This window comes from Aequorivita sinensis (genome assembly GCF_006346335.1).
GTDB lineage: Bacteria > Bacteroidota > Bacteroidia > Flavobacteriales > Flavobacteriaceae > Aequorivita > Aequorivita sinensis.
Genome location: NZ_VDMC01000001.1, coordinates 247,306 through 273,698 on the forward strand (window position 1 = coordinate 247,306; position 26,393 = coordinate 273,698).

Sequence of the window (26,393 nt, forward strand, 5' to 3'; positions counted from 1 at the left end):
TATCAAAAAGTGTTATAGGTTTTATAAGATTTCTATACTGCTATAGATTAATTTGATTCAGAAGAGATAAAAACAGTAATTTAGTGCAAAATGTGAAAATCTTGACAAAACAAACCTCCTTTTCTATATATGACGCCGCTGCAGGAAGCGGAAAAACTTTTACGCTTGTAAAAGAGTACTTAAAGCAAATTCTTTCTGCAGCAAAAGATGACTACTTCAAACATCTGCTAGCAATAACTTTCACAAACAAAGCGGTGGCCGAAATGAAACAACGCATTGTAGAGACTCTTGTTGCTTTCAGTGATGAAAAATGCCTTTCAAGCCCCTTACCTATGCAAGTTATTATTGCAGAGGAAACTGGAATGTCTATTGAAGAAATACAAAAACGCTCGAAACGAATTCTAAAAAATTTACTTCATAATTATGCCGCATTTAGTGTTGAAACAATTGATAGTTTTAACCACAGACTTATTCGAACTTTTGCAAGAGATTTAAAGCTTGCCAATAATTTTGAAGTTTCTCTAGATACTCCCGAGCTTTTAGCTGAAGCTGTAGATTTGTTGTTAAGCAAAGCAGGAGAAAACAAGGAAATCACTAAAGTTTTACTCGAATTCGCACTAGAAAAAACCGACGACGATAAATCTTGGGATATATCACGTGATATAGCGAATGCTGCAAAATTACTTTTTAATGAAAATGATGCCGATCAGGTTTCGGTGTTAAAACAAAAATCACTTGAAGATTTTCTTGAATTTAAGAAGCAACTAATTCTAAAAAGAAAACACCTTTCCGAAGAAATTGAAAAAATTGCCAGCGAGACGCTTCAACTTATAGATGAAAGTGGTTTAGAACACTCCGATTTCACCAGAACTACATTACCAAATCATTTTTTAAAACTGAAATCTGGAGAATATAATGTGTACGCCAACAAACTTCAGGAAAATTTAGAAACAGGAAAAAGTCTTTATAAAGCAAAAGAAGATCCTTCGATAACCTCTATTATTGATAGTTTAACTCCAACCTTTCTTTCAAATTACTTGAAAATAAAGGAAATGGTAAATAAGTTTAATTTATACGATTCAATTTTAAAAAATATCACTCCTCTTTCTGTAATAAATCTTGTCAACCAAGAAATTGAAAAGATTAAGGAAGAAAAAACTATACTTCCTATTTCAGAATTTAACTCGATTATAAATAAAGAAATTAAAAATCAACCCGCTCCTTTCATATATGAACGTATGGGCGAAAAGTATCGACACTTTTTTATTGATGAGTTTCAGGACACCTCAAAACTGCAGTGGGATAATTTAATTCCTTTAATAGACAATGCGCTTTCGCAAGAGATAGACCCGAATTCGGGAAGCCTTTTATTGGTAGGTGATGCTAAACAATCTATCTATCGCTGGCGTGGTGGACTTCCCGAGCAATTTATGGGCCTGTATGGCAACAACAATCCTTTTCAACGTGAAAAAGAAGTGCTTTCACTCGGCACAAATTATAGAAGTTGTGCCGAAATTATAGACTTTAACAATCAGTTTTTTACTTTTGCCGCTTCATATTTTTCTAACAAAACTCACGCAAAACTTTATGAATTAGGCAACAAGCAAAAGTTAAACAACAAGAAAGAAGGTTATATAAAATTTGAATTTATTGAGAAACAGAAAAAGGAAGAGAAACAAGAAGATTACGGTGAGCTTGTATATAATACTATACTTGATTTAAAAGAAAAGGGCTTTTCAGAAAGTGATATATGCATACTAACTCGCAGAAAAGCAGATGGAATTGCTTTAAGTACTTTTTTAATGGAAAAAGAAGTGTCTGTTATATCATCTGAAACACTATTACTTCAGTCTTCTTCATTAGTGCAAACTTTAGTTTTCACATTACAACTTTGTTTGTATCCTAAGAATGACGAAGCAAAAGTTAATCTGTTAGACTTATTACACGACCATTTAAACCTTAAAGAGGAGAAGCACAGTTTTTTTACGAAATTCCTAAATATTTCAGAAGCAAAATTCTCGGAAAACCTATCGGAATACGGTATAGACTTTAAATTTAAAGAAATGCGATCTGTTTCTTTATACGAGGCATTCGAGTACTGTATCGATAAATTCAAAATGCAACAAGTTGCCGATGCTTATTTATTCGGGTTTATGGATTTAGTTTATGAGTTTGAACAACAACCTCAAGCCGATAAAATTTCATTTTTAGACTATTGGGAAACCAAGAAAGACAATGCTTCAATCCCTTCTAGCGAAGGAGCAAATGCAGTACAATTAATGACCATTCATAAATCTAAAGGTTTAGAGTTTCCAGTGGTAATTTTTCCATTTGCAGACATTCAATTTTACGATGCCAAATACGATAAACTTTGGTACCCCTTAAATGATGAATTCAGTTTTAATCAAGCACAAATTAATTTTAAGTCGGAAATTGAAAATTATGGAGAAATCGGAAAAGAAATGTACAATGAACATAGAAGTCAATTAGAATTAGACAACCTGAACTTACTTTATGTAACTTTAACTCGTGCAGTAGAGAAACTATATGTTTTTGCTGAAACGCCAACTGAGACTAAAGATGGAACACCTAATAGTTACAACCAACTTTTTATGGAGTTCTTAAAGAATAAAGGAATGTGGAATTCCGATCAAATGATTTATGAATTTGGAAAAAACTTACCTAAACTTTCAAAAGATAAAGAAATAGTTTCGCAGCAGTTACCTATATATTTATCTAGTAGTCCTAAAAAACACGGATTAAATATAGTTTCATCAGAAAATTTAATTCAGGATGAAGAAATACAAGCTGCAATTACTGCCGGGAATCTTTTACACGAAACAATGGCAAGGATTTATACGAAACAAGATGCCGAAACAGTGCTAGCCAACTTAAAAGAACGTGCAATTATTCCGAAAGAAGAATTTGAAGTATTAAGTAATATTGTAAATCAAATTATTAATCATTCGGACTTAAAAAATTTATTCGAAGGCGATGACAAAGTTTACAATGAGCGCAGTGTAATTACAAGAACGGGATTAGTATTGCGTCCGGATAGAATCAATATCAGCTCAGATAACACTGCTGTAATAATAGATTACAAAACAGGTTCTCAAAATATTTGGCATGCCGATCAGTTAACAGAATATGCTAATGCGTTACAGCAAATGGATATTGAGGTATTACAAAAAATACTTATCTATAGCAACGAAGGTGAAATAGTTATAAATAAAGTTTAATTTTGAAAGTTCTAAAAGCTGGTTAAGCATTTTGACCTTGCTTTAATAGACCCTTTAAACTTTTTAGGGTTAAATATCAGAATGCACAAACGTCTTAAAAACTAAAATATGTACGGAAAAATAAAAGAACACTTACAGAAAGAATTAGAAGAAATCAAAGAAAACGGTTTATATAAAAGGGAAAGAATTATCACTTCTCCTCAAGATGCCGAAATCACTGTTTCTACTGGAGAAACAGTTTTAAATTTTTGTGCAAACAACTATTTAGGTCTTTCTGCTAATAAAGAGGTAATTCAAGCTGCTAAAGACACAATGGATACACACGGATTTGGAATGTCATCAGTTCGTTTTATATGTGGTACTCAAGACATACACAAACAACTAGAGCAAACAATTGCCGATTTCTACGGAACTGAAGACACTATATTATACGCTGCATGTTTCGATGCAAATGGAGGAGTTTTTGAACCTTTATTAGGTGAAGAGGATGCTATTATTTCAGACTCACTAAACCACGCTTCTATTATAGATGGTGTTCGACTTTGTAAAGCTGCTCGATACAGATATCAAAACAATGATATGGAGGATCTTGAAAAGCAATTGATTGCCGCAAATGAAAAAGGAGCAAGGTTTAAATTAATTGTAACCGATGGAGTATTTTCAATGGATGGTTTATTAGCGCCACTTGATAAAATTTGTGATTTAGCCGATAAATATGATGCTTTGGTTATGATCGATGAATGCCACGCAACAGGTTTCATTGGAGAACAAGGAATAGGTACTTTAGAAGAAAAAGGAGCAATGGGCCGGATAGATATTATTACCGGTACATTAGGAAAAGCTTTAGGTGGTGCTATGGGTGGTTACACTACTGGTAAAAAAGAAATTATAGATATGTTGAGACAACGTTCTCGTCCATATTTATTCTCCAACTCTTTGGCTCCTGCTATTGTAGGTGCATCGCTTAAAGTATTTGAAATGCTTTCTAGAGATACGTCTTTACGTGATAAGCTTGCTGAAAATACTTTATATTTCAAAAAAGGAATGAAAGAAGCAGGTTTTGATATAATCGATGGAGACTCTGCAATTGTACCTGTTATGTTGTACGACGCGAAATTATCGCAAAAAATGGCAGACAGACTCTTAGAAGAGGGTATTTATGTAATTGGATTCTTTTTCCCTGTTGTACCTAAAGGTAAGGCTCGTATACGCGTGCAACTATCAGCAGCACACACAAAGGAGCATTTAGATAAAGCAATAAATGCCTTTATTAAGATTGGAAAAGAATTAGAGGTAATCCCGTCCTAAAAGCCCGCTTTCTTCTTTAATAGCAAGCATTTTAGGAAAATTTTATTAGATTTGCTTTTGTTTATAATATTTAACAACTTACTTTTGCTCTTAATTAACACTTAAAAATTAAACAATCGAATATGAAACATCTTAACAGATTTTTAGTTGCTGCTATTCTTTTCTTAGGAATTGGAGTAGCAAATGCACAAGACGAGAACAATCCTTGGGCTGTTGAAGTTGGTGTAAACGCTGTTGACGTTTACCCTGCCGGTCAAAATGAGGATCAATTACGTTTACAAGCTCCTGGAATGAGAGGGGAGATCTTTGACGAGTATTTTAATGCAAACGACCACTGGAACATTTTACCATCTGTTTCAAGACTTGCTATCAGTAGATATGTAGGTAGTGGATTTGTATTTACTGCTGCTGGTTCTATCAACAGAATTGACAGACTAGGTGACGTTGCTGCAAATGACCTTAGCTACTACGGTGCTGATGGTGCTATTAAGTACAGCTTCAGAAACGCTATCGCTCCAGGTGGTTGGTTTGACCCATCTCTTGGTATTGGTGGTGGTTATACTTGGGTTGACGATATCGGTTTTGGAACTGCTAACGCAACTGCTGGTATTAAAGTATGGTTTACTGAAAACTTAGGTCTTAACCTACAGTCTACTTATAAGCATGCTTTCGAAGAAGCTTACGGTATCTCTCACTTCCAGCACTCTGCTGGTATTGTTTTCCAATTTGGTGGAAAAGATACAGACGGTGACGGAATCTACGATAAAGATGATGAGTGTCCAGAAACTCCAGGTTTAGCTGAGTTTAACGGATGTCCTGATACTGACGGTGACGGTATTGAAGATAGACTTGATGAGTGCCCAGAAACTCCAGGTTTAGCTGAATTCAACGGTTGTCCTGATACTGACGGTGACGGTGTGCCAGATCATAAAGATGAGTGCCCAACTGTAGCTGGTCTTAAGGAACTTAACGGTTGTCCAGACGCTGACGGTGATGGTATCGCTGATAAAGACGACGCTTGTCCAAACGAAGCTGGTCCTAAAGAAAACAACGGATGCCCTTGGCCAGATAGAGATGGTGACGGTGTTCTTGACAAAGACGATCAGTGTCCAGATGTTGCTGGTACTGTAGCTAACAAAGGTTGTCCAGAAGTTTCTGTAGAAATCATCAAGCAATTGAACGATTACTCTAAAACTATCTTATTCGATCTTGGAAAAGCATCTATCCGTAAAGAATCTTACGCTGTTCTTCAGAACATCGCTGATATCATGAAAGAATATCCAAACGCGAAGTTCGAGATTGAAGGTCACACTGATAGTACTGGTAGTTTAAAATTGAACGAAAGACTTTCTAAAGAAAGAGCTGCTTCAGTTAAAGATTACTTAACTACAATTGGTATGGACGCTAGCAGATTAACTTCTGAAGGATACGGTCCATCTAGACCAATCGCTACTAATAAAACTAAAGCTGGAAGACAGCAAAACCGTCGTGTTGAAATTTCTTTAAAGAAATAATTAACAGCCGATAAGTTTTAAATAAATATTTTTGAAACGCCTCCGAATTTCGGGGGCGTTTCTTATTTTTAGGCTATGGTAACATTCATTCAAGAAACCCTAGCAGAGATAAAAAATACTTACTCGGATATATCCGAAGTAACCATTATCCTACCAAGTAAGAGAGCTGGTGGCTTTCTTATGAACGAATTAAAGAAACAAGCTTCACACACACAATTCGCTCCCAAAATATTAAGTATAGAAGAGTTTATAGAACAACTATCCAACCTTTCTATAATAGATAATACAGAATTACTTTTTAAAAGTTATCAGGCATACCAAAATACAGCTGCGATAAAACAAAAAGATGATTTTGAAACTTACGCTACCTGGGCGACTACACTGCTAAACGACTTCAATGAGATTGATCGTTATTTAGTTGAAACAGCTCCTTTTTTCGGGTATTTGGCAAGTATTAAAACTTTAGAACGCTGGGGAGTTTCAGATGAAAAAACTGAATTAATCGAAAACTACCTTAAGTTTTGGGAAAACCTGCCGTTGTTGTATAATAATATCCAAGAATTGCTATTAAAAGAAAACATCGGCTACCAAGGAATGGTATATAGGGAAGCTGCTGCAAATATTGAGCATTATATAAATAGCCATGGAAATATAACACATCTATTTGTAGGGTTTAATGCGTTAAATACCGCTGAACAATATATTTTTCAAGAACTACTAGAAACCGGTAACACTAAAGTTTATTGGGATACAGATCTATCATTTTACGAAGATCCAAAACACAGCGCCTCATATTTTATCAGAAAATACACTAAGGAATGGAAATATTTCCAGAACAATCCGCCAAGTATACATTCTGATAATTTTAAACAACCCAAACACATTCAATTAGTAGAAGTACAAAAAAATATTGGGCAAGCTAAATATGTGGGAGAATTACTTTCCGAACTATCAGATGAAGAAATTAAAAAAACCGCAATTGTTTTAGGCGATGAAAACTTACTCGTCCCCCTTCTATACTCCCTACCGGAAAATGTAAAAAACATTAATGTGACTATGGGGGTTGCATTGAAAAATTTTCCTGCAGTAGTATTCTTTGAATTGCTGTTTTCAATTCATCTTCGAGATACAGATAATCTGTATTACAAAGACATTCTTTCAATATTAAATCATCCATTAGCATCTAAGTTTTTACCTAATGCACAAAGTATTTCTGAAAAACTAGTAAAAGAAAATATTACACATCTTTCAAGTGAAACAATATTAGGTTTAACAGAAAATGAAGGCAAAGACCTATTAAAACTTTTATTCGAAAATTGGAGTAACGACGTTTCAACAGCTGTTAATTCAGCTTTAACAATTATTAAAACAATTCAGGATAAAAACAAGGTCAATAGTGTTGAACACCTTGTTCTTCAAGAGTTGAAATTGGTATTTAATAAAATTGCAACTTTAAACGAAAAATATCCTTATTTAAACACTATTAAAAGCGTTCAAACTCTATTTGCAGAATTGACAAGCACAGCTTCACTAGATTTTAAAGGTGATGCATATGACGGACTTCAACTAATGGGAGTGTTAGAAACCCGTGTTTTGGATTTTGAGAATGTAATAATCACATCAGTGAACGAAGGCGTTTTTCCTTCAGGAAAATCAAATGCCTCTTTTATTACGTACGATTTAAAAGAGCAATTTAATCTTCCTCGCTATTCCGAAAAGGATGCGATATACACCTATCACTTTTATAGATTATTACAACGCGCAAGCAATGTAACGTTACTCTACAACAATAATTCAGAAGGGCTTAATACAGGTGAGAAAAGTCGTTTTATACGACAATTAACGATAGATAAATGTGAAAACCACAGTATTGAAAAAAAAATACTGTCTCCAAAAATACAGATTAAGCCACATTCCCTGAAAGAAATTGCAAAGACCGCAGCAGTAATGACGCGACTTAAAGAAATTGCTTCAAAAGGCTTCTCTCCCTCGGCTTTAACAGCGTATATTAGAAATCCGTTAGACTTTTATTTTCAGAGAATTTTAAGGTTAAACGAGTTTGAAGAAGTTGAAGAAACCGTTGCTGCTAATACCTTAGGAACTATTGTACACGACACCTTAGAAAAATTCTATAAACCTCTAGAAGAAGAAGTTCTAACTTCCCAACATATTATTGAAATGAAGTCGAAAATTGATGAAGAAGTTACTTCTCAATTCAAAAGAACCTTTAAAGGGGGTACATTCTCAAAAGGAAAAAACCTCATTATTTTTGAAGTGGCTAAAAGATATATATCAAACTTCTTAGACAAAGAAATAGCCGATGTTGAAGCTGGAAACACTATTAAAATTTTAAAAATTGAAACAGATTTAACATTAGAAGTGCCAATACCTGAACTTGAGTTTCCGGTAAATATTCACGGAAAAGTTGATCGTGTTGATGAGTACAACGGACATTTAAGAATCATTGACTATAAATCAGGACAAGTAAGTCAAGGCGATGTTGAGATTACCGAATGGGAAGATATTAATGAAGATTACAAATACAGCAAGGCATTTCAGGTACTTACTTATGCTCTAATGATGAATAAAGGAATACCTGTAAACAATGCAGAGGCTGGGATAATTTCTTTTAAAAATCTAGGTAGTGGATTTCTTAAGTTTGGGAAAAAAGACAAACCTAGAAGCCGAAATAAAACACAATTAATCACCGAAGAAACCTTAGATAATTTTACAATTGAATTAAAGAAGCTAATTTTAGAGATTTGTGATCCAAACATTCCATTTACAGAAAAAGAGATAGAATAATGATAGTTAGAAAAAATCAAATACTTACTTCAGAAGGCAAGAAACCAATCCTTTACGACGTTTATTACAAGCAAACAGAAAAACCTCAACCTATCGTGATATTCTGCCATGGGTATAAAGGTTTTAAAGATTGGGGAGCTTGGCATTTAGTCGCTGAAAAATTTGCCGATGCAGGATTTTGTTTCTTAAAATTCAATTTTTCTCATAATGGTGGAACGGTAAATCAACCTATCGATTTTCCAGATTTGGATGCTTTCGCTGAAAATAACTTCAGTAAAGAAATGAATGATTTAGATAGAGTTCTAAACGAGATTGAAAATGGGAACGAAAATCTTCCAAAGCATATTTCTAAGATTTCCTTAATCGGACACAGTCGTGGAGGTGGCATTGTTTTAATAAAAGCTGAGGAAGACTCGAGAATTGATAAAGTTGTTACTTGGGCTAGTGTTAGCGATTTTAAAGCAAGATTTCAAGTAGGAAGTCCAGAATTTTACAAATGGCAAGAAACAGGCGTTATACACGTCGAAAATAGCCGCACCAAACAACAACTACCTCATAACTTTCAGTTTTACGAGAATTTTAAAGAAAACGAAGAAAGGTTTACAATCCATCGAGCAGTACGAGAATTAAAAAAACCACTTCTTATAATACACGGTAGTGAAGACCCTACAGTTTCATTAAAAGAGGGTGAAGCAATTCATTCTTGGAATCAAAATAGCAAACTGTGTATTATAGAAGGAGCTGATCACGTTTTTGATGCAAAACATCCTTGGGATGAAAATAGATTGCCTGAAGCTTTAGCACAAACAATAGCAATTACTACCGAGTTTCTTAAATAAAAAAACCACTGAAAAGCAGTGGTTTTTCGTGGAGAATACCGGAGTCGAACCGGTGACCTCTTGCCTGCCAGGCAAGCGCTCTAGCCAGCTGAGCTAATCCCCCATAGGATTAATTAGATTGCGAAAGTACTACTTTTTTTAATATACATCTATTTTTTTATAAAGACTGTGAGCACAACACTGAAAACTTTCAATAATTTTATAATCTAAATAAGTTTTGTAAAACGGTAATAAAATTTAATGATTCGAAAAGCAAATATTTCTGAAATAGACCAAGTTCTCGCAATTACCAAAGCGTGTGGTGAAAAGATGAAAGCTGATGGTATATTTCAATGGAATGAAATCTATCCGAATGTTGAAGCTTTTCAAAAAGATATCGAAAGAGGTGAATTGTATGTTTATATATCTGAAAATATTGTTTTAGGATGTATCGTTATTTCAACGGTAATGGATGAAGAGTATAAAAGTGTGAAATGGCTCACACCGAATATAAATAACTACTACATACATCGGTTAGCAGTTCATCCGAAGCATCAAGGAAAGGGAATTGCAAGAAATTTGATGGATTTTGCTGAAGAATTAGCCGTTCAGAAAAACATCGTTTCAGTAAGACTAGACACTTTCAGCAAAAACATTCGAAATCAAAAATTCTATAAGGCGCGTGGATATAAACAGTTAGAAAACATTTATTTCCCAAACCAAAGTGAGTTTCCATTTTACTGTTATGAACTTCCTTTGAAGAAATAACGGAGCTTAACAAATCCTATTTTGTAGCTTTGCACGTTATATGCGTACAACAGATATTTCTTTTAAACGTATTCAACAACTAGCAATTCCAGCTATAATTTCTGGAATTGCCGAACCTGTACTTTCTGCTACAGATGCAGCAGTGGTTGGAAATATTAAAGAGTTTGGCATAGAATCTCTCGCAGCTGTCGGAATTGTAGGTTCCTTCCTATCGGCCCTTATTTGGATTTTAGGACAAACACGAAGTGCAATTTCAACTATAGTAGCACAAAATCTAGGGGCAGGAAAAATTAGCGAATTAGAAAATTTTCCAGCACAGGCCATATATTTTAATATTGGCTTAAGTATAATTGTACTTTTTTCTACTTATTTCTTCGTTGAGGAAATATTCTCGATGATGAATGCAGAAGGCATTGTTCTCGATTTCAGTATCGACTACTACAATATTCGGGTTTGGGGCTTTCCACTAACGCTATTCACATTTGCAGTTTTTGGAATCTTTCGTGGCCTACAAAACACTTTTTGGCCAATGATAATTGCTTCACTTGGAGCTGGATTAAACATAGGTTTAGACTTTGCCCTAGTTTACGGGATTGAAGGCTTAATACAGCCGATGGGAATTAAAGGAGCAGCCTGGGCTAGTTTAATCTCACAAATAATAATGGCAATCTTAGCTTTTGCCTTTCTGATGAAAAAAACCAATGTTTCTCTTAAGCTAAAAATGCCTCTTCACCACGAAATTAACCGATTAGTATCTATGAGCCTGAATTTATTTCTGCGCTCTGTATCGCTAAATGTAGCACTAATTCTAGCAACTCGAGAAGCTGCCGATTTAGGAAAAGAATATGTTGCAGCACATACAATTGCTTTTAATATATGGATTTTTACTGCATTCTTCTTGGATGGTTATGGCGCGGCAGGCAATATTTTATCTGGAAAACTTTTGGGAGAACGCAACTACAAATCTTTATGGAAATTGACTAAAAGAGTGAGTTTCTACAACTTATTAGTCTCGACGTTTCTAGTGATTATCGGAATATTGCTTTATGAACCTCTAGGGCTTATTTTTAATAAAGATGAAACGGTATTAACGATATTATACGGGATGTTCTTTATGGTCTTAATAAGCCTTCCTTTGAATGCGCTTGCATTTACTTTGGATTCTATTTTCAAAGGATTAGGAGAAATGAAGTATTTGCGAAATGTACTATTAGGTGCCACATTTTTAGGGTTTATTCCCGTATTGTACTTTTCGAAATATATGGGTTGGGGGTTATTAGGAATCTGGATTGCGATGAATGTATGGGTAGCATATAGAGGAGTGGCATTACTTATCAAATTCCGAAGAAAATACATTCCATTGATAGGAAATTAATACATTTACTACCAACAAAATTCTAAACTATGGATATTTTAAAGTTTTTAGGTGGCCCAGGCCTATTTTTAATATTAGCACTCTTGGTGGTTGCTGTTGTTATTTACAACAAAATAAAAAATAAGTAATTAACGAGTTTTAAGCCAACCCGTAATACTCAAGCGCTCTGATTCTTTTACCACCTTTACCTCGTGCTCTAGAATCTGACTTTCAAAAATCACTACTCTACCTGGAAGTGGTAAAATATCTAGTTCGTTGTTTTCGGTGTAAATAGTAAGTTCACCTCCATTTTCAACTAACCAATTATCTTCATTCAGATAACAAACAATTGAAAGTTTACGACGGTCGTCGTTTTGAAAGGTGTCTAAATGCCTCTTGTAGAATGTCCCTTTAGGATAAACAGCGTAATGAAACTCTTTATATAAAATTCCTAAGAAACACGTTTTGTTTAAGTAACCAACAAGTTCGTTTATCTTATTAAAAAATATATTTTCTGTTTCATTGGCGTTTTTTTCATCCATCCAAAGAATAAAATCACCACGAACTGTTTTATCAATTTCTTCATTAACACGGTTCCCTATGGCAGATTTTTTAAACTTATCTGCTTCATATTTTGCAAGCAATGATTCTCGGAGTAACACAACTTCTTCTGAAGAAAAAAAGTCGTTTACAACACTGTATTTCTGATTTATTAAGTCAGAAATAATGGTTTCAAACAATGGGTTTTCAACGAATTCCAGTTGTTCAAATATTTCTTCGGTCATTTATGTAATTTAAAAAAAGTTGGCAAATATAGGTTACAAATGATTATGATTTTCAAAAATATTTTTCCTTTCAAAAACTGTATCTTTGATTCCTTAAATTAAGACAATGCAGACAATTAGAATCACTAAGATATTTTCCTTTGAAACTGGCCATGCTTTATACGGCTACGACGGTAAATGCCGTAATGTTCACGGGCATAGCTACAAACTTTCTGTTACTGTTATTGGTAGTCCAATCCAGGACAACAGTAACGTGAAATTTGGAATGGTAATAGATTTTAGCGATCTCAAGAAAATTGTAAAAGAAGAAATTGTCGATGTTTTTGATCACGCTACGGTATTCAATAAGAACACACCTCACGTCGAATTAGCGAAAGAATTGAGTGATCGTGGGCACAGTGTACTTTTAGTAGACTATCAGCCTACAAGTGAAATGATGGTAATCGACTTTTCAAACAAGATTAAGAATCGTCTGCCTGATAACATCAAGCTTCATTCATTAAGGCTTCAAGAAACTGATAGCAGCTATGCTGAATGGTTTGCAACAGATAATTAAATTTTGAATGTAACCCGAGTTTAGTCAAAATGTCTTTTCTATATCTTTGAATATGCAAATTCCACAAGGCAAAAAAATATATTTTTCTAGCGACAATCACCTTGGCGCGCCCACTCATGCAGAAAGCTTGCCGCGTGAAAAGATTTTTGTGAAATGGCTAGACAGTATTAAGCACGATGCTGAAGTAATATTTTTACTAGGTGACCTTTTCGATTTTTGGTTTGAATATAAAACTGTAGTACCTAAAGGATTTGTACGAACCCTCGGAAAATTGGCCGAACTTCGCGATAGCGGTATTCAAATTCACTTTTTTGTGGGGAATCACGATTTGTGGATGCACGATTATTTTGAAAAGGAATTAAATATTCCTGTTTACCATAAACCTAAGGAGTTTGTGTTTAACAACAAACATTTTTTAATAGGTCACGGTGATGGACTTGGCCCAGGAGATAAAGGGTATAAACGCATGAAAAAAGTATTTACAAATCCGTTCTCTAAATGGCTTTTTCGATGGTTACATCCCGATTTAGGAGTGCGCTTAGCACAACATCTTTCTGTTAAAAATAAATTGATATCTGGGGATGAGGATAAAGAATTTCTTGGAGAAGACAAGGAATGGCTAGCCCAATATTCTAAGCGAAAACTAGAAAGTAAACATTACGACTACTTCATTTTTGGGCACCGTCATTTGCCTATGGAAATTAATATTGGAGAAAACTCAACTTACTTTAACCTAGGTGATTGGATAAATTATTACTCTTACGGTGTTTTTGACGGAGAAAAGTTCGAGTTGCAGAATTTTAATACTTCCAAAAAATAAATCTTGCCTTAGGGATATCTAAAGCGCTTTATCTGATAAACTATTCTCTTATATCTTTAAGACGGAGTTGTAAGCTAACGTTCCCCTGCCACTCGTTTTCATCGATACAATACACTGCTTTAAAAGGCTTGCCATTACAAGCAATATCTTCCTTATCGGCCAAACCAAAACCTATTCCAGTAAATTGATTGGATTTTTCCTGTTTTACCACAAGTCGTAAGTGAGATTTATCCTTACCAACACATTTACCCACACCTACATCGGTTAAATTTTCAGTCATAAATACAGGAGTCATATTCCCCGGACCAAAAGGAGCAAATTGCTTTAAGATTCTATAAAACTTCGGAGTTATTTCGTTTAAGTCTATCATAGCATCTACACTAATCTCAGGGATTAATTGCTGTGGTGTAATGGTTTTAGAAACAACCTTTTCAAATTCATTTTTAAAGTTTTCGAAATCTTCCTCCAGTAACGTAAGACCCGCAGCGTATTTATGTCCTCCGAATTGTTCAATATGCTCTGCACAACTTTCTAAAGCATTGTAAACATCAAAACCTTTTACAGAACGAGCTGAGGCAGCTAACTTTTCGCCACTTTTTGTAAACACTAAGGTTGGGCGATAATATGTTTCGGTTAATCGAGAGGCAACAATCCCGATAACACCTTTATGCCAGCTTTCGTGATAAACTACAGTTGTATTTCGATCTTCCTCATCATTTTCAATTATTTGTTGAAGTGCTTCTTCTGTAATTTTTTTATCGGCTTCCCTCCTATCACTATTAAACGCTTCAATTTCTGCAGCATATTTCTCGGCATCCTCTTGATTTTCTTCAGTGAGTAAGGTTACAGCATGATTACCGTGCTTCATTCTACCTGCTGCATTGATTCGCGGTGCGATTATGAAAACTACATCGGTAATGGTAAGTGTTTCCTTTTTTACCTCTTTAAGAATTGCTTTAAATCCAGTACGGGGATTGCTGTTTATTACCTTTAATCCATAATAGGCTAGGATTCTGTTTTCACCAGTAACAGGTACAATATCGGCTCCAATTGCAGTAGCAACCAAATCTAAATAAAGTAGAATATTATCTAGGCCTAGCCCTCTTTTTTCTGAAAGTGCCTGAATTAATTTAAACCCAACTCCACAACCACAAAGTTCTTTAAACGGATATTCACAATCTTCTCTTTTTGGATCGAGAACAGCAACGGCCTTTGGAATTTCATCACCTGGCCTGTGGTGGTCACAAATAATAAAATCTATACCTTTTTCAGAAGCATATGCTACTTTATCGATTGCCTTAATGCCGCAATCCAATGCAATTATTAAAGTGAAATCATTGTCGAATGCAAAATCTATCCCTTTGTAAGACACGCCATACCCTTCATCATATCTATCTGGAATATAAGTGGAAACATTTGGGTAGTAAGTTTTTAAATAGGAAGACATTAAAGCAACACTAGTAGTACCATCAACATCATAATCGCCATAAACCAGAATATTTTCTCCATTTTCAATAGCTTTTTGAATTCTTTCAACAGCTTTGTCCATATCTTTCATTAAAAACGGATCGTGAAGTTCCTCTAAACTTGGTCGGAAAAAACTTTTAGCTTCTTCAAAGGTTTCTATTCCGCGTTGTACCAGAAGATAGGCAACTAATGGTTCTACATTCAAATCTTTTGAAAGTGCATTAACTTTTTGAGAATCAGGTATAGGTTTTAATGTCCAGCGCATATGCTATGAAAAGTATAAACTTTAAGTAGGGTGAAATTAAAAAGAGGGACTTGCAAAATTACAAAATTTGAAAGAGGATAACGAGATTTTTGTTTTTTCATTATTTCGTATCTTTAAAGGTATTGCTCTCCTCCCAACATAAAACCCTAGATTATGAAAAAAATTCTACTTTTTTTAGTGCTATTAACGTATGCACTTATGGGAGCTCAAGATGGAGCTTTAGACACTTCTTTTGGTGACGATGGAACCATTCAAACAGATATTAATGGCGACTCAGATTTTGCCATATCAATTACACAACAAGCAGATGAAAAGATATTAGTAGCAGGACAGTTTAAAATACAAGGTGAAGTCTTTCCTTCCATCGCTAGATTTAACTTAGATGGTTATTTAGACAATTCTTTTGGCAGTAATGGAGTGGTATTATTTAATCGCCAAAATTATGAAGATGAATACTACAATAAGGTATTAAGCCAAAGTGACGGTAAAATTGTTGCAGGTGGTATTTTTAGTTTGACTTCTAGCGATCAATTAGTAGTCAATAAGTTTTTAGCCGATGGTTCGTTTGATATAGACTTCGGGAACAATGGCGAATTAATAATTTTTTCTGAAAACACTGGTTACGGCGATTTTGCACTATTAAATGATAATTCTATTTTGGCAGCAGGTAGTTTATTTGAAAATGGAATTTCTAAAATAGGTTTAAAAAAATATTTGCCAAACGGAACTTTAGACACTTCATTTGGTAATAATGGGGTGGCAATAACAGCGGTTGGAAATCAATCAAATATCGCTAAAAAATTAGTACTAACTCCTGATTATAAAATAATTGTGCTTGCAAATTGTAATCACGATGGAGAGTCCTTGGATGTGTTATTACGTTATTTGCCTAATGGCTCATTAGATAGTTCTTTTGGAGACAATGGTGTATTGATTATTACAATTGACTCTGAATATTCTTCAAAAAACATTGCTGTATACGAAGATGGGAAAATTGTAGTACAAAGTTCTTATTTTAATTGGCAAAATGAAATACAGCATAATCTAATATCTAGATACTTAGCAGACGGGGGTACTGACACCTCATTTGGTAGCGGTGGTTTTATAAACCCGAACAATCCCCAATTAGGAATTAATAAAATTGAAGTTCAACAAAATCAACGATTATTAATTTTTGGAGGACTGAATAATCCTGTTGAAGGCGGGGGCAAGTTTTATATGAGGCGTTATCATATTGATGGAACTGCAGATTCGAGCTTTAACTTCGTTACATATTCTTCTGACAATGCTGTTGCAGATATGGTAATTCAACAAGATGGCAAAATCACTTGTTTAGCTAGTACAATATGGTATAATGGGCAAGAAGATATTGTTATGGAGCGCCATATGAACAATCCGTTGTCTATACCGGAGTTTGACACCAATACAATAGCCATATATCCAAACCCATCAAATGGGATTTTCACAATTGATCGCGGACTGCTTTCTGAAAAAACACCTTTCCAAATAACAGACATTACAGGAAAAATAATTGCAACCGGCCAGTTAAATGAGAAGCAGACACAGCTGGATCTTTCCTCTGCTCAAAGCGGTGTTTATTTCCTAAAAACTTCAAACAGCGGTTATCGGTTATTGAAGAATTAGTTTTTTAAAATTTATTCAGTTTTTGGAGCTTGTGATTTAGAATTTGCGAATGCATTTTGTATTTTCGGATTTCAAACGAATTTAAGCTATGCCATTAGTTACACCCCTTTCCCCAAACCACGATACCGAAACAAAACAATTGGCCGAATTTTTTAATGAAACATTAGGCTTTTGTCCAAATAGTGTGCTCACTATGCAACACCGCCCTGCGATTAGCAAAGCGTTTATAAACCTGAACAAAGCCGTAATGGCGAATGAAGGACGGGTTACATCCGCTTTAAAAAGAATGATTGCTTGGGTAAGTAGCAATGCCACAGGCTGTCGCTATTGTCAAGCCCATGCCATTCGAGCTGCAGAACGCTATGGAGCCGAGCAGGAGCAACTCGATAACATATGGGAATACAGAACTCACCCTTCTTTTTCAGAGGCTGAGCGAGCCGCATTAGACTTTTCATTAGCGGCAAGTCAGGTGCCGAATGCAGTGAATGATGAAATAAAACAACAACTCTACAAATATTGGAATGAAGGTGAAATAGTGGAAATGCTAGGTGTTATTTCTCTTTTTGGATATTTAAATCGTTGGAATGACTCAATGAGTACTACTATTGAAGAAGGAGCCATTGAAAGCGGTGAGCAATATCTCGGCAAACACGGATGGAATAAAGGGAAACACATCTAATGTAAAATTGACGATCTATAATTTTAGATTTTCGTTATTTCTTGCCCGAAACAACAACTACAATTTCTCCTTTTGGTGGTTTGTTTTCGAAGTGTTTTAAAACTTCTTCAGCGGTACCGCGGACGGTTTCTTCGTGTAGTTTTGTGAGTTCGCGTGAAACCGATATTTGTCTATCAGCGCCAAAATATTCAATAAATTGTGCAAGTGTTTTCAGCAATTTATGAGGTGATTCATAAAATATGATAGTTCGAGTTTCTTCAGCTAGAAATTGAAGACGAGTTTGTCTTCCCTTTTTAACAGGAAGGAAGCCTTCAAATACAAATTTGTCATTTGGAAACCCACTGTTTACCAAAGCAGGAACAAAGGCTGTAGCTCCAGGCAAACAATCCACTTCTATACCGGCTTCAACACAAGCGCGCGTTAGTAAAAACCCTGGATCGCTTATAGCTGGTGTTCCTGCATCACTAATTAACGCTATGTTCTCACCGTTTTCAATACGCTTTACAATTCCATCCACAGTTTTGTGCTCATTGTGCATATGGTGAGAATACATTTGAGTATTTATTTCAAAATGCTTCAGTAATTTTCCACTAGTTCGCGTGTCTTCTGCATATATTAAATCTACATCTTTAAGCACCTCAACAGCGCGATAAGTCATGTCTTTTAAATTACCTATTGGTGTAGGCACTAGGTAGAGTTTTCCCTTCATAGTTTATGGGCGTACAGTTTTTCCGAAGAAATAAGAAATTAGTAATAATACAATTCCAATAAGTGGAAGTGTTATTCCCGGATCATTAATAGAATAATGAGCAAAAGAAGCCAATGCCATATCAAAAAACAGACCTGCATAAGCCCATTCCATCACCCATTTTGGTTTTCGGTATAAAATAAAAAATATGGCAATTATTTTAGCAATTGCCATAGGTATAACTAAATAAGTAGGGTATTGATAATCTTGATAATCACCTTCAATAACCGCTGTATCAGTTAGGTACATAAATGCAGAATACAAAAATAAAGCGCTTAGTAGCCCAGTTGCAATCCAATAAACTGATTTTTGGGCTCTCATAAATTAAGTGTTAGTTAAATCGCTTTTCAATTATATTCATAAACCTTTCGGCATAAACTTCTTTATTTTCCCAATGATTATAGTCTGGTTTTACTTGAGCGTTTAAAAAGGATTGTGCCTCCTCATAACTTTCTAAAGTATTTATTTGTGATAACACACGAGTGTAATCTTCAATTTGCCCATCAAATAAATGCTTTATAAATGCCAATCTATCATTCAAACCTACATTCAATCCTTTATTTACAACATCGTTTAAAGATTTCACTTTTGTTTCAGACGCAGGTTTTCTCTTTTCTTCAACATCTTTCACTTCTACTGGTTCTGAAACTTCAACTGGGTTTGAAAACAAATTTGTTTGCTTTCTTTCAAATTCAGGCATTCTTTGATAGGTAGAAGCAAATTCTTCCAATTCATTTTTTATATGATTTGAAGGCGCTGTATCTGGAGCAGGTTCCTCAGGTGTTTTCGATTCCTCAGGAATTTTTGGTTCCTCAACTTTAGGAAGCAATTCGTCTAGCATTTCATCTATCTTATCGCTTTCTTCAGGCATTTGAGCTACTATATCCTTAATTTTCTCCATTAAAGGTTCAATAAGATCTTCCTTGTGTTCTGGTTGCGGCACAGGCTCAGGCTCAGTAAACCAATTTTCTTCACGAAAACTTTTAGAGTCTAACGATTCTTCTTGTTCCATCTCTTTTTCTGGCTCTGTTTCGTAATCACCTTCAAGTTGGTTTTCTAGATACTCAAGCACTATCAATTTATCGTAAAGCTCTCTGACTAACCCTTTAACAGATGTGGTTTCAAAAGTACTTTCATTAGCTATTATTTTCTTTGCGACTGTCGATAATTGCTCTCGCAGTTTCTTCTTCATATCTTATTAAATTAAACCGTATTTCTATTTTGTTTTTATAAATTTACGCATCCTTTGTGTAATCATCAACTATTTTTATATACTTATGTAAATACGTTGATTTCCAAAGGCTTCAACCAAACCGCAAGTTGAATATCCTTTTGGTAAAATTATTAAAGTTGAATGTTGCGTGTAAATTTAAACTATGTTTCTTGAAAATACCGTAAATCAGAAAGAACAATTTGGCTGGATTGAAGTAATCTGCGGTTCCATGTTTTCAGGAAAAACCGAAGAACTTATCCGAAGGCTTAAACGAGCTCAGTTTGCACGTCAGAAAGTAGAGATTTTTACACCTTCCATAGATACTCGTTATGCTGAAGATGCAGTAACCAGTCACGATAGCAACCAAATTAGATCTACACCAGTGCCTGCCGCTGCAAATATTCCAATTTTGGCAGATAATTGCGATGTAGTTGGGATTGATGAAGCTCAATTTTTTGACGATGAAATTGTAAAAATATGTAACGACCTAGCCAATAGAGGTGTAAGAGTGATTGTTGCAGGACTGGATATGGACTACAAAGGAAATCCCTTTGGGCCGATGCCTGCATTAATGGCAACTGCTGAATATGTAACTAAAGTACACGCTGTTTGTACCCGAACAGGAAATCTTGCGCACTATAGCTATCGTAAAGCTAAAAGTGAATCACTAGTTTTACTAGGAGAAACAGAAGAATATGAACCCTTAAGTCGAGCTGCATTTTATAAAGCACAGTTACGTGACAAAGTCGTAAAACTAGAAGTGAAAGATGTTGAAGAATTAAACGATAAAATTCCTCCTGAAAATACAGGAAAAAAAGCATAACTATGCCCAAAGCAACAGAAACAATATTAGAAATAGACTTAAACGCCTTAAGCAATAATTACAAATACCTTACTTCAAAATTAAAAAACAACACCAAGTTTATGGCTGTTGTAAAAGCCTATGCTTACGGAAGCGACTCAGTTGCTATTGCCAAAGAACTTGTGGATTTAGGTGCAGATTATTTTGCTGTAGCCTATCCAATTGAAGGAGTTACTCTTAGAGATGCAGCAATACAAACACCAATTTTAGTATTACACCCACTTCCTGTAAACTTTGATGTTATAGTAAATCGATGTTTAGAGCCTAGTATTTATTCTTTTAAAATATTAGATGAATTCATAGCATACGCCGAAAAAACTAATCAAAATAACTATCCAATTCACTTAAAATTCAACACTGGATTAAACCGGCTAGGATTTACAGAAGACGAAATTTCATTAATTTCTAAAAAATTAGCAGCTACAAAAAGTGTAAAAGTAAAATCGGCCTTTTCACATTTAGGAGCTTCTGAAGATTTATCAGAAAAAGAGTTTTCACTTAAGCAGATTAATACTTTTAAAAGCATTTCAGAAAAATTAACTGCGGAACTTGGATATAAGCCATTACTGCACTGTGCAAACACATCTGGGATTATTAATTACCCTGAAGCACATTTTGATATGGTCCGTTCGGGCATAGGACTTTATGGCTTTGGTAACGATAAAGAAGAAAATAAAAACTTTAAACCAATAGCAACTTTAAAAACGGTTATTTCACAAATTCACACAGTTAATAAAGGTGAAAGTATTGGATATAACAGAGGTATAATTGTTGAGAAGACCACTCAATCTGCCACTTTACCGCTGGGTCATGCCGATGGAATTCCACGCTCTTATGGCAAAGGCAAAGGTTGGGTAGTTATTAATGGTAAAAAAGCTCCTATCCACGGAAATGTGTGTATGGACATGATTATGGTTGATGTAACAGATATTGAGTGTGAGGAAGGCGATGAAGCTATTGTTTTTGGTTCCACAAATACTGCGGAAGATTTATCTGCAGCTATAAACTCTATTCCTTATGAATTACTAACTGCAATTTCACAACGTATTATAAGAGTGATTTGCCGTAAATAAACAAATGCTGAATTTATTGTGATATATTGTATAAATATTTCGCTAAATTTGGAAATACTAACACATTAAACTAATCAACATGTTAAAAGAATTTAGAGATTTTATTATGACGGGCAATGTCGTAGATCTTGCCGTTGCTGTAATTTTAGCAGGTGCCGTTGGCCTTGTTGTTACAGGATTTACTAACGACATGATTATGCCAATCGTTGGGCATTTTGCAGGCGGAATGGATTTTGCCGACCTTAAGTATGTATTAGATCCAGCTGTAATTGGTCCTGATGGCGAAATTGTAGAACCAGAAAACGCAGTTATGTGGGGTAAATGGGTAAATTCCATTATTAACCTGATAATTGTAGGATTTGTTTTATTTATGATAGTAAAAGCTTACGGAAACGTACGTAAGAAAAAAGAAGAAGCTCCTGCTCCAGACCCAGGACCATCTGAAAAGGATATTTTATTAGAAATTCGTGACGAGCTTAGAAAAAAATAATTTTCTTACTTAAGTGACTTTATCAATAAAGGTTACTGAGTAGTTCTGATAAATTATCTAAGGATTTTATTGAAAATTTATCGAAGTACCGCTACACTATATATTCTAACCTTAACCCTCTATCAATAAAAAGATAGAGGGTTTTTCTTTGTTTTAAATTGACAAAACTGTTAATAGACGAAATAAAATTTCAAATCATTAAAATAGCACAAAGTAGCGTCTATATTTGGTTAATTCTCCTTTGTGTTAAGGCTTTCCTCTTAAGTGAAATTTAACTTCAAACTCATTGCTTGCTTTGTAAAAATCTTTCCGACCTTTGTAGATAAGTAATTAATAATTCGAGCACGCTAGATTAGTGTATTTACAGAATTAAAATAACGAATAATAATTTTCAGAATATGAAATTAGCTGTAGTTGGCGCAACTGGTATGGTTGGTGAAGTAATGCTTAAAGTGTTAGCAGAACGCAACTTCCCTATAGATGAACTGCTTTTAGTAGCTTCAGAAAGATCTATTGGAAAAGAGATGACTTTTAAAGGCAAAACCTATAAAGTAATAGGTCTAGAAGAAGCTGTTGCAGCCAAACCGGATATTGCTTTATTTTCTGCAGGCGGAAGTACATCATTAGAATGGGCTCCAAAGTTTGCTGAAGTTGGAACAACGGTTATCGACAATTCTTCTGCTTGGCGAATGGATCGCGACAAGAAGTTAATTGTTCCTGAAATTAATGCTCATATTTTAACTAAAGAGGATAAAATAATAGCTAATCCAAACTGCTCAACCATTCAATTGGTGATGGCATTAGCACCACTTCATAAAAAGTACAAAATGAAACGCGTTGTTGTTTCTACCTACCAATCGGTTTCTGGAACTGGATTGAAGGCGGTGCAACAAATGGAAAATGAAATGGCCGGAATAAAAGGTGAAATGGCTTACCCTTACCCTATTCATAAAAATGCACTTCCACACTGTGATGTGTTTGAAGAAAATGGTTATACCAAAGAAGAAATGAAGCTTGCTCGAGAACCTCAAAAAATATTAGACGATCGCACTTTTTCAATTACAGCCACAGCAGTACGCATTCCAACCTCTGGTGGACATAGTGAATCGGTTAACGTTGAATTTGAAAACGAATTTGAATTAGGGGATATTCGCAAAATGCTTCACGAAACTCCTGGCGTTACGTTGCAAGATAATATAGACACAAACATTTATCCGATGCCAATTTACGCACACGATAAAGACGAGGTTTTTGTTGGGAGAATTCGTAGAGATGAAACACAGGAAAACACAGTAAATATGTGGATTGTGAGTGACAACCTACGAAAAGGCGCAGCTACAAATACAATTCAAATTGCGGAATACTTGGTTGCTAATTCTTTAATATAATTCTTTTGAATTTACTGAGGTTTTCTTTCTCTTTTTATAATACCAAATTCCTATTCCTATTAAAGGAATTAAAAGAAGTAAAAAGTAAACTGAACTTATATTCCTTTTTTCTTGAGGAGCATCTGTGGTACCATAATAAACAAATGCACCCCAATAATAAGGTGATTTACGGGTGTTGTCTATAGTTTTGTTTTGGAGATAATCTAAACTAGCTCCATGAAGTGAAAGATTTCGAGAATGGGTTTTACTTAGGTTTTGATAATAATACTCCATTAATTCGGCTGTACTTTTATCATTTACCTGCCACAAAGAAAACAACACATTAGAAGCACCCGCATACTGAAACCCACGCGCTAAACTCAAAGCACCTTCACCTTTAACTACTTTTCCAACTCCGGTGTCACAAGCACTTAAAATCACTAATTGATTAGAAAATTCAAGCCCATAAAGTTCTTCTACCGAAAATGTTCGATCAAAAAAACTTATTGATGGTCCGCTGCTAAAACTACCTCCAGTTGCGTGAGTAGACAGATGTAAAATTGTATGAGAATCGGCACTTGCAACAAAGTTTTTAACTGTGGCCTTAGTCTCCATTAACATATCAGACTTAAATACTTCGGCTATTGCTTTTGCTTCATTAACCGAATATTCTAATTCCTGAGCTGAATTTTTAAACACAGGAAACACCCCTAAAACGGATTGCCTTTCATCTAAAGGGGTAGTATTTCTTAAGTATTCAGTAAATGAAACTGTGTAGGAAACTGTACTTTCAAAAATTAAAAAAGGCATTTCAGCGTATTTAAAAATCGATGATTCTGAAGTTAATAATGTTTGAAAAGGAATAAATGATAAAATTCCATCGGGAATAATAATCAAGTTTTCTGCTCTTGGTAACTGCAGTTTTCTGAAAAGCTTTAAAGAAGAATCAGTAAAGAGCGGTATATCATTGTTAATAGTTGCTGGGTTATCAAAAAAACGATTATAAGAACGAATTGTTTCTATAAATTGATGATGCTCTGTCTTTGAACCAACAATTTTCTTAAATATTAGTTTTTCTTTTGAAATACCAAACTGATAAACAACCTCGGAACCAACAAAATAACTCACCAAAGTCTGATTTGAAATTGTAGCTTTATGTATAACTTCATCTAGGTCAACAAAGGAATTTGACATTAGTGAATTCGCTATTTCAGATTGAATATTAGTATATTGTATTCTTTGCTTGGTAAGTAGTGCACTGTATTCTTTTTGAAGATGTACCAACTTATCATAATCAAGGTTATTATTTAAAACCTGTTTTTGAATTTGATCACTTATTACAGCGAACTCCTTTTGAAGCTTTTGAAATTCTGAAAACTTTTTATTTTCTGACGAGTTCAGTTTGGCTTTTAAAAACACCGCCTCACTTACAATTCTCCCTTTCACCTTGTTATCGAGTTGTACGGCTTTAGCAATCCATTCTTTGTTTTTAGTTGACTGATATTGCTTATAAAACACTTCCATCATCATCTCACTTCTACGTTTTACGTCTTGTTGGGCTAACAATTTGCTACCTTGAACATACAGTTCTGCAAAAAGATAATCACTAACTTCAGAAGCGAGATTAAAAGCTTCTAACGCTTCATTTAAATTACTTTGATTGTTGAGTACATTTCCTTGTAAGTCCAAGGCATCCATTAAAATCGTTTCCGCATATACTTGATCATTTCTAGGTATAGACTGTTCTATATTATACGAAGGAATTAACAACTTATAAATTTGCTGAATTTGAGATAGAGAATTTTCCATCTGTCCTGAAACAAAATAAGTTTCTGCCAATGATAATTGCATTTTCGCGGCTTCTCGAAAATTTATGTTAGAGGCGTTATGAAGGATTTTAATAGCCTTTTTTAAATTGAGAATTGCTTTATCATTTTCTTTTTTTGAAAGCTCAACTTGCGCTAAAAGTTGATAGGCTTTTGGGTCATTAGAATTTGATTTTAAAACTTCATTTAAAAGATTTTTAGTTTCTTTTATCTGATGTAGAGCAAAATATGCACTTGCTAAATTAATTTTTAAATCATGATTGGTGGGCGAATCTTTTAGGGCTTGTAGCAAGATATTTTTCGCTTTATGAAATTCTCCTCGATTGTGATATAATACAGAAAGATTTAAGATACCACTAACATGTTGATTAGCTTGCCCAGTTTCCCTAGCATAAATTATGTAATGTTTTATAGTATTTTCTGCTTCTGATAAGGCTTGGGTTTTTATATAAAGATTACCTAGAGGCTTTAGACAATATTCTATAATATCGTAGTTACTAAGGCTTTCAGAAAAGTATAATTGCTTTGCTTTTTCGTAAACTTCGATAGCTTTTTGAAGTGCTTTGTTTTGAGTTTCTATATAACCAATATTGCAATAAGCAATGGTTTTCGCCAACAGCACTTCTTTATCTCTTGAGAGCGTAGCATCCACTACATTCAAGAGTTCGAATTGGTTCTCGGAGTTTGGTTGTTCTATATAGGAATCTAAGCGTGAATAAATAGCATCAACATCCTGTGTTTGCGCAACGGAACTTCCAATACAAATCAGGAAAAACAAAGTTCTAATTATGT

The 26,393-nt window shown here is 34.6% G+C and carries 21 protein-coding genes and 1 tRNA gene; 15 read left to right on the forward strand and 7 right to left on the reverse strand.

Annotated features, from left to right (window positions below; translation table 11 throughout):
• Positions 1 to 92: 92 nt before the first annotated feature.
• The 5 genes from FHP04_RS01170 to FHP04_RS01190 all read left to right on the forward strand — a co-directional run bounded on the left by FHP04_RS01170 (position 93) and on the right by FHP04_RS01190 (position 9,705).
• Positions 93 to 3,239: a UvrD-helicase domain-containing protein gene (locus tag FHP04_RS01170; protein ID WP_158319101.1), complete on the forward strand. Its 3,147-nt coding sequence runs from the start codon at positions 93 to 95 to the stop codon at positions 3,237 to 3,239.
• A gap of 108 nt (positions 3,240 to 3,347) precedes the next feature.
• Positions 3,348 to 4,547, forward strand: a complete 1,200-nt coding sequence (kbl, locus tag FHP04_RS01175) for a glycine C-acetyltransferase (protein ID WP_139854001.1) — start codon at positions 3,348 to 3,350, stop codon at positions 4,545 to 4,547.
• A 122-nt stretch (positions 4,548 to 4,669) separates the two neighbouring features.
• Positions 4,670 to 6,061, forward strand: a complete 1,392-nt coding sequence (locus tag FHP04_RS01180; RefSeq protein ID WP_139854002.1) for an OmpA family protein — start codon at positions 4,670 to 4,672, stop codon at positions 6,059 to 6,061.
• A gap of 75 nt (positions 6,062 to 6,136) precedes the next feature.
• Complete coding sequence (locus FHP04_RS01185) at positions 6,137 to 8,866, forward strand: PD-(D/E)XK nuclease family protein (protein ID WP_139854003.1); 2,730 nt, start codon at positions 6,137 to 6,139, stop codon at positions 8,864 to 8,866.
• Positions 8,866 to 9,705, forward strand: a complete 840-nt coding sequence (locus FHP04_RS01190) for an alpha/beta hydrolase family protein (protein ID WP_139854004.1) — start codon at positions 8,866 to 8,868, stop codon at positions 9,703 to 9,705. The genes FHP04_RS01185 and FHP04_RS01190 overlap by 1 nt, the downstream gene beginning before the upstream one ends.
• Positions 9,706 to 9,734: 29 nt before the next feature.
• On the opposite strand, the gene FHP04_RS01195 is transcribed toward FHP04_RS01190, so the two are convergent.
• Positions 9,735 to 9,808 (reverse strand) — tRNA-Ala (locus FHP04_RS01195).
• A gap of 137 nt (positions 9,809 to 9,945) precedes the next feature.
• Between FHP04_RS01195 and FHP04_RS01200 the strand changes: the two genes are divergently transcribed.
• Both FHP04_RS01200 and FHP04_RS01205 read left to right on the forward strand, forming a co-directional pair.
• Positions 9,946 to 10,452, forward strand: coding sequence for a GNAT family N-acetyltransferase (locus tag FHP04_RS01200; protein ID WP_139854005.1), 507 nt, complete (start codon positions 9,946 to 9,948; stop codon positions 10,450 to 10,452).
• Positions 10,453 to 10,492: 40 nt separating this feature from the next.
• Positions 10,493 to 11,827: an MATE family efflux transporter gene (locus FHP04_RS01205; protein ID WP_139854006.1), complete on the forward strand. Its 1,335-nt coding sequence runs from the start codon at positions 10,493 to 10,495 to the stop codon at positions 11,825 to 11,827.
• Positions 11,828 to 11,955: 128 nt separating this feature from the next.
• On the opposite strand, the gene FHP04_RS01210 is transcribed toward FHP04_RS01205, so the two are convergent.
• Positions 11,956 to 12,591, reverse strand: coding sequence for a 2OG-Fe(II) oxygenase (locus tag FHP04_RS01210; protein WP_139854007.1), 636 nt, complete (start codon positions 12,589 to 12,591; stop codon positions 11,956 to 11,958).
• A 106-nt stretch (positions 12,592 to 12,697) separates the two neighbouring features.
• Here FHP04_RS01210 and FHP04_RS01215 point away from each other — a divergent pair, with 106 nt between their 5' ends.
• Together FHP04_RS01215 and FHP04_RS01220 are read left to right on the forward strand one after the other, a co-directional pair.
• Positions 12,698 to 13,147 (forward strand): 6-pyruvoyl trahydropterin synthase family protein, encoded by a 450-nt coding sequence (locus tag FHP04_RS01215; protein WP_139854008.1) that lies wholly within the window; start codon positions 12,698 to 12,700, stop codon positions 13,145 to 13,147.
• A gap of 52 nt (positions 13,148 to 13,199) precedes the next feature.
• Complete coding sequence (locus tag FHP04_RS01220) at positions 13,200 to 13,967, forward strand: UDP-2,3-diacylglucosamine diphosphatase (protein WP_139854009.1); 768 nt, start codon at positions 13,200 to 13,202, stop codon at positions 13,965 to 13,967.
• Positions 13,968 to 14,007: 40 nt separating this feature from the next.
• Here the strand turns inward: FHP04_RS01220 and recJ are convergent, their stop codons facing one another.
• A complete protein-coding gene (recJ, locus tag FHP04_RS01225) occupies positions 14,008 to 15,699 on the reverse strand; it encodes a single-stranded-DNA-specific exonuclease RecJ (RefSeq protein WP_139854010.1) in 1,692 nt (563 codons plus the stop codon).
• 153 nt (positions 15,700 to 15,852) lie between these two features.
• On the opposite strand from recJ, the gene FHP04_RS01230 reads away from it, so the two are divergent.
• Together FHP04_RS01230 and FHP04_RS01235 are read left to right on the forward strand one after the other, a co-directional pair.
• Positions 15,853 to 17,343, forward strand: coding sequence for a T9SS type A sorting domain-containing protein (locus tag FHP04_RS01230; protein WP_139854011.1), 1,491 nt, complete (start codon positions 15,853 to 15,855; stop codon positions 17,341 to 17,343).
• An 88-nt stretch (positions 17,344 to 17,431) separates the two neighbouring features.
• Positions 17,432 to 18,022 (forward strand): carboxymuconolactone decarboxylase family protein, encoded by a 591-nt coding sequence (locus FHP04_RS01235; protein WP_139854012.1) that lies wholly within the window; start codon positions 17,432 to 17,434, stop codon positions 18,020 to 18,022.
• Between the two features lie 34 nt (positions 18,023 to 18,056).
• Here FHP04_RS01235 and rsmI read toward each other — a convergent pair whose 3' ends face one another.
• From rsmI to FHP04_RS01250, 3 genes are read right to left on the reverse strand one after another with little or no spacing between them, the layout of a single operon-like run.
• Complete coding sequence (gene rsmI / locus FHP04_RS01240; RefSeq protein ID WP_139854013.1) at positions 18,057 to 18,731, reverse strand: 16S rRNA (cytidine(1402)-2'-O)-methyltransferase; 675 nt, start codon at positions 18,729 to 18,731, stop codon at positions 18,057 to 18,059.
• Between the two features lie 3 nt (positions 18,732 to 18,734).
• Positions 18,735 to 19,091, reverse strand: a complete 357-nt coding sequence (locus FHP04_RS01245) for a DoxX family protein (protein ID WP_139854014.1) — start codon at positions 19,089 to 19,091, stop codon at positions 18,735 to 18,737.
• A 10-nt stretch (positions 19,092 to 19,101) separates the two neighbouring features.
• Positions 19,102 to 19,962: a hypothetical protein gene (locus tag FHP04_RS01250; RefSeq protein WP_139854015.1), complete on the reverse strand. Its 861-nt coding sequence runs from the start codon at positions 19,960 to 19,962 to the stop codon at positions 19,102 to 19,104.
• Positions 19,963 to 20,146: 184 nt separating this feature from the next.
• Between FHP04_RS01250 and FHP04_RS01255 the strand changes: the two genes are divergently transcribed.
• The 4 genes from FHP04_RS01255 (at position 20,147) to FHP04_RS01270 (ending at position 23,796) form a co-directional block, all read left to right on the forward strand.
• Positions 20,147 to 20,806, forward strand: a complete 660-nt coding sequence (locus FHP04_RS01255; protein WP_139854016.1) for a thymidine kinase — start codon at positions 20,147 to 20,149, stop codon at positions 20,804 to 20,806.
• Positions 20,807 to 20,808: 2 nt separating this feature from the next.
• Positions 20,809 to 21,918 carry an alanine racemase gene (gene alr, locus FHP04_RS01260; RefSeq protein ID WP_139854017.1) on the forward strand — a complete coding sequence of 370 codons (1,110 nt, stop codon included), beginning with the start codon at positions 20,809 to 20,811 and terminating at the stop codon, positions 21,916 to 21,918.
• Between the two features lie 79 nt (positions 21,919 to 21,997).
• Complete coding sequence (mscL, locus tag FHP04_RS01265; protein ID WP_139854018.1) at positions 21,998 to 22,408, forward strand: large conductance mechanosensitive channel protein MscL; 411 nt, start codon at positions 21,998 to 22,000, stop codon at positions 22,406 to 22,408.
• A gap of 398 nt (positions 22,409 to 22,806) precedes the next feature.
• A complete protein-coding gene (locus tag FHP04_RS01270; RefSeq protein WP_139854019.1) occupies positions 22,807 to 23,796 on the forward strand; it encodes an aspartate-semialdehyde dehydrogenase in 990 nt (329 codons plus the stop codon).
• Here the strand turns inward: FHP04_RS01270 and FHP04_RS01275 are convergent.
• On the reverse strand, positions 23,788 to 26,379 hold the full coding sequence (locus FHP04_RS01275) for a CHAT domain-containing protein (RefSeq protein WP_158319102.1): 2,592 nt from the start codon (positions 26,377 to 26,379) through the stop codon (positions 23,788 to 23,790). The genes FHP04_RS01270 and FHP04_RS01275 overlap by 9 nt on opposite strands.
• Between the last annotated feature and the right edge of the window lie 14 nt (positions 26,380 to 26,393).

Coding starts and splice junctions, on each gene's coding strand:
- kbl (WP_139854001.1), top strand. CDS start 3,348: ATGTACGGAAAAATAAAAGAACACTTACAGAAAGAATTAGAAGAAATC.
- FHP04_RS01180 (WP_139854002.1), top strand. CDS start 4,670: ATGAAACATCTTAACAGATTTTTAGTTGCTGCTATTCTTTTCTTAGGA.
- FHP04_RS01185 (WP_139854003.1), top strand. CDS start 6,137: ATGGTAACATTCATTCAAGAAACCCTAGCAGAGATAAAAAATACTTAC.
- FHP04_RS01190 (WP_139854004.1), top strand. CDS start 8,866: ATGATAGTTAGAAAAAATCAAATACTTACTTCAGAAGGCAAGAAACCA.
- FHP04_RS01200 (WP_139854005.1), top strand. CDS start 9,946: ATGATTCGAAAAGCAAATATTTCTGAAATAGACCAAGTTCTCGCAATT.
- FHP04_RS01205 (WP_139854006.1), top strand. CDS start 10,493: ATGCGTACAACAGATATTTCTTTTAAACGTATTCAACAACTAGCAATT.
- FHP04_RS01210 (WP_139854007.1), bottom strand. CDS start 12,591: ATGACCGAAGAAATATTTGAACAACTGGAATTCGTTGAAAACCCATTG.
- FHP04_RS01215 (WP_139854008.1), top strand. CDS start 12,698: ATGCAGACAATTAGAATCACTAAGATATTTTCCTTTGAAACTGGCCAT.
- FHP04_RS01220 (WP_139854009.1), top strand. CDS start 13,200: ATGCAAATTCCACAAGGCAAAAAAATATATTTTTCTAGCGACAATCAC.
- recJ (WP_139854010.1), bottom strand. CDS start 15,699: ATGCGCTGGACATTAAAACCTATACCTGATTCTCAAAAAGTTAATGCA.
- FHP04_RS01230 (WP_139854011.1), top strand. CDS start 15,853: ATGAAAAAAATTCTACTTTTTTTAGTGCTATTAACGTATGCACTTATG.
- FHP04_RS01235 (WP_139854012.1), top strand. CDS start 17,432: ATGCCATTAGTTACACCCCTTTCCCCAAACCACGATACCGAAACAAAA.
- rsmI (WP_139854013.1), bottom strand. CDS start 18,731: ATGAAGGGAAAACTCTACCTAGTGCCTACACCAATAGGTAATTTAAAA.
- FHP04_RS01245 (WP_139854014.1), bottom strand. CDS start 19,091: ATGAGAGCCCAAAAATCAGTTTATTGGATTGCAACTGGGCTACTAAGC.
- FHP04_RS01250 (WP_139854015.1), bottom strand. CDS start 19,962: ATGAAGAAGAAACTGCGAGAGCAATTATCGACAGTCGCAAAGAAAATA.
- FHP04_RS01255 (WP_139854016.1), top strand. CDS start 20,147: ATGTTTCTTGAAAATACCGTAAATCAGAAAGAACAATTTGGCTGGATT.
- alr (WP_139854017.1), top strand. CDS start 20,809: ATGCCCAAAGCAACAGAAACAATATTAGAAATAGACTTAAACGCCTTA.
- mscL (WP_139854018.1), top strand. CDS start 21,998: ATGTTAAAAGAATTTAGAGATTTTATTATGACGGGCAATGTCGTAGAT.
- FHP04_RS01270 (WP_139854019.1), top strand. CDS start 22,807: ATGAAATTAGCTGTAGTTGGCGCAACTGGTATGGTTGGTGAAGTAATG.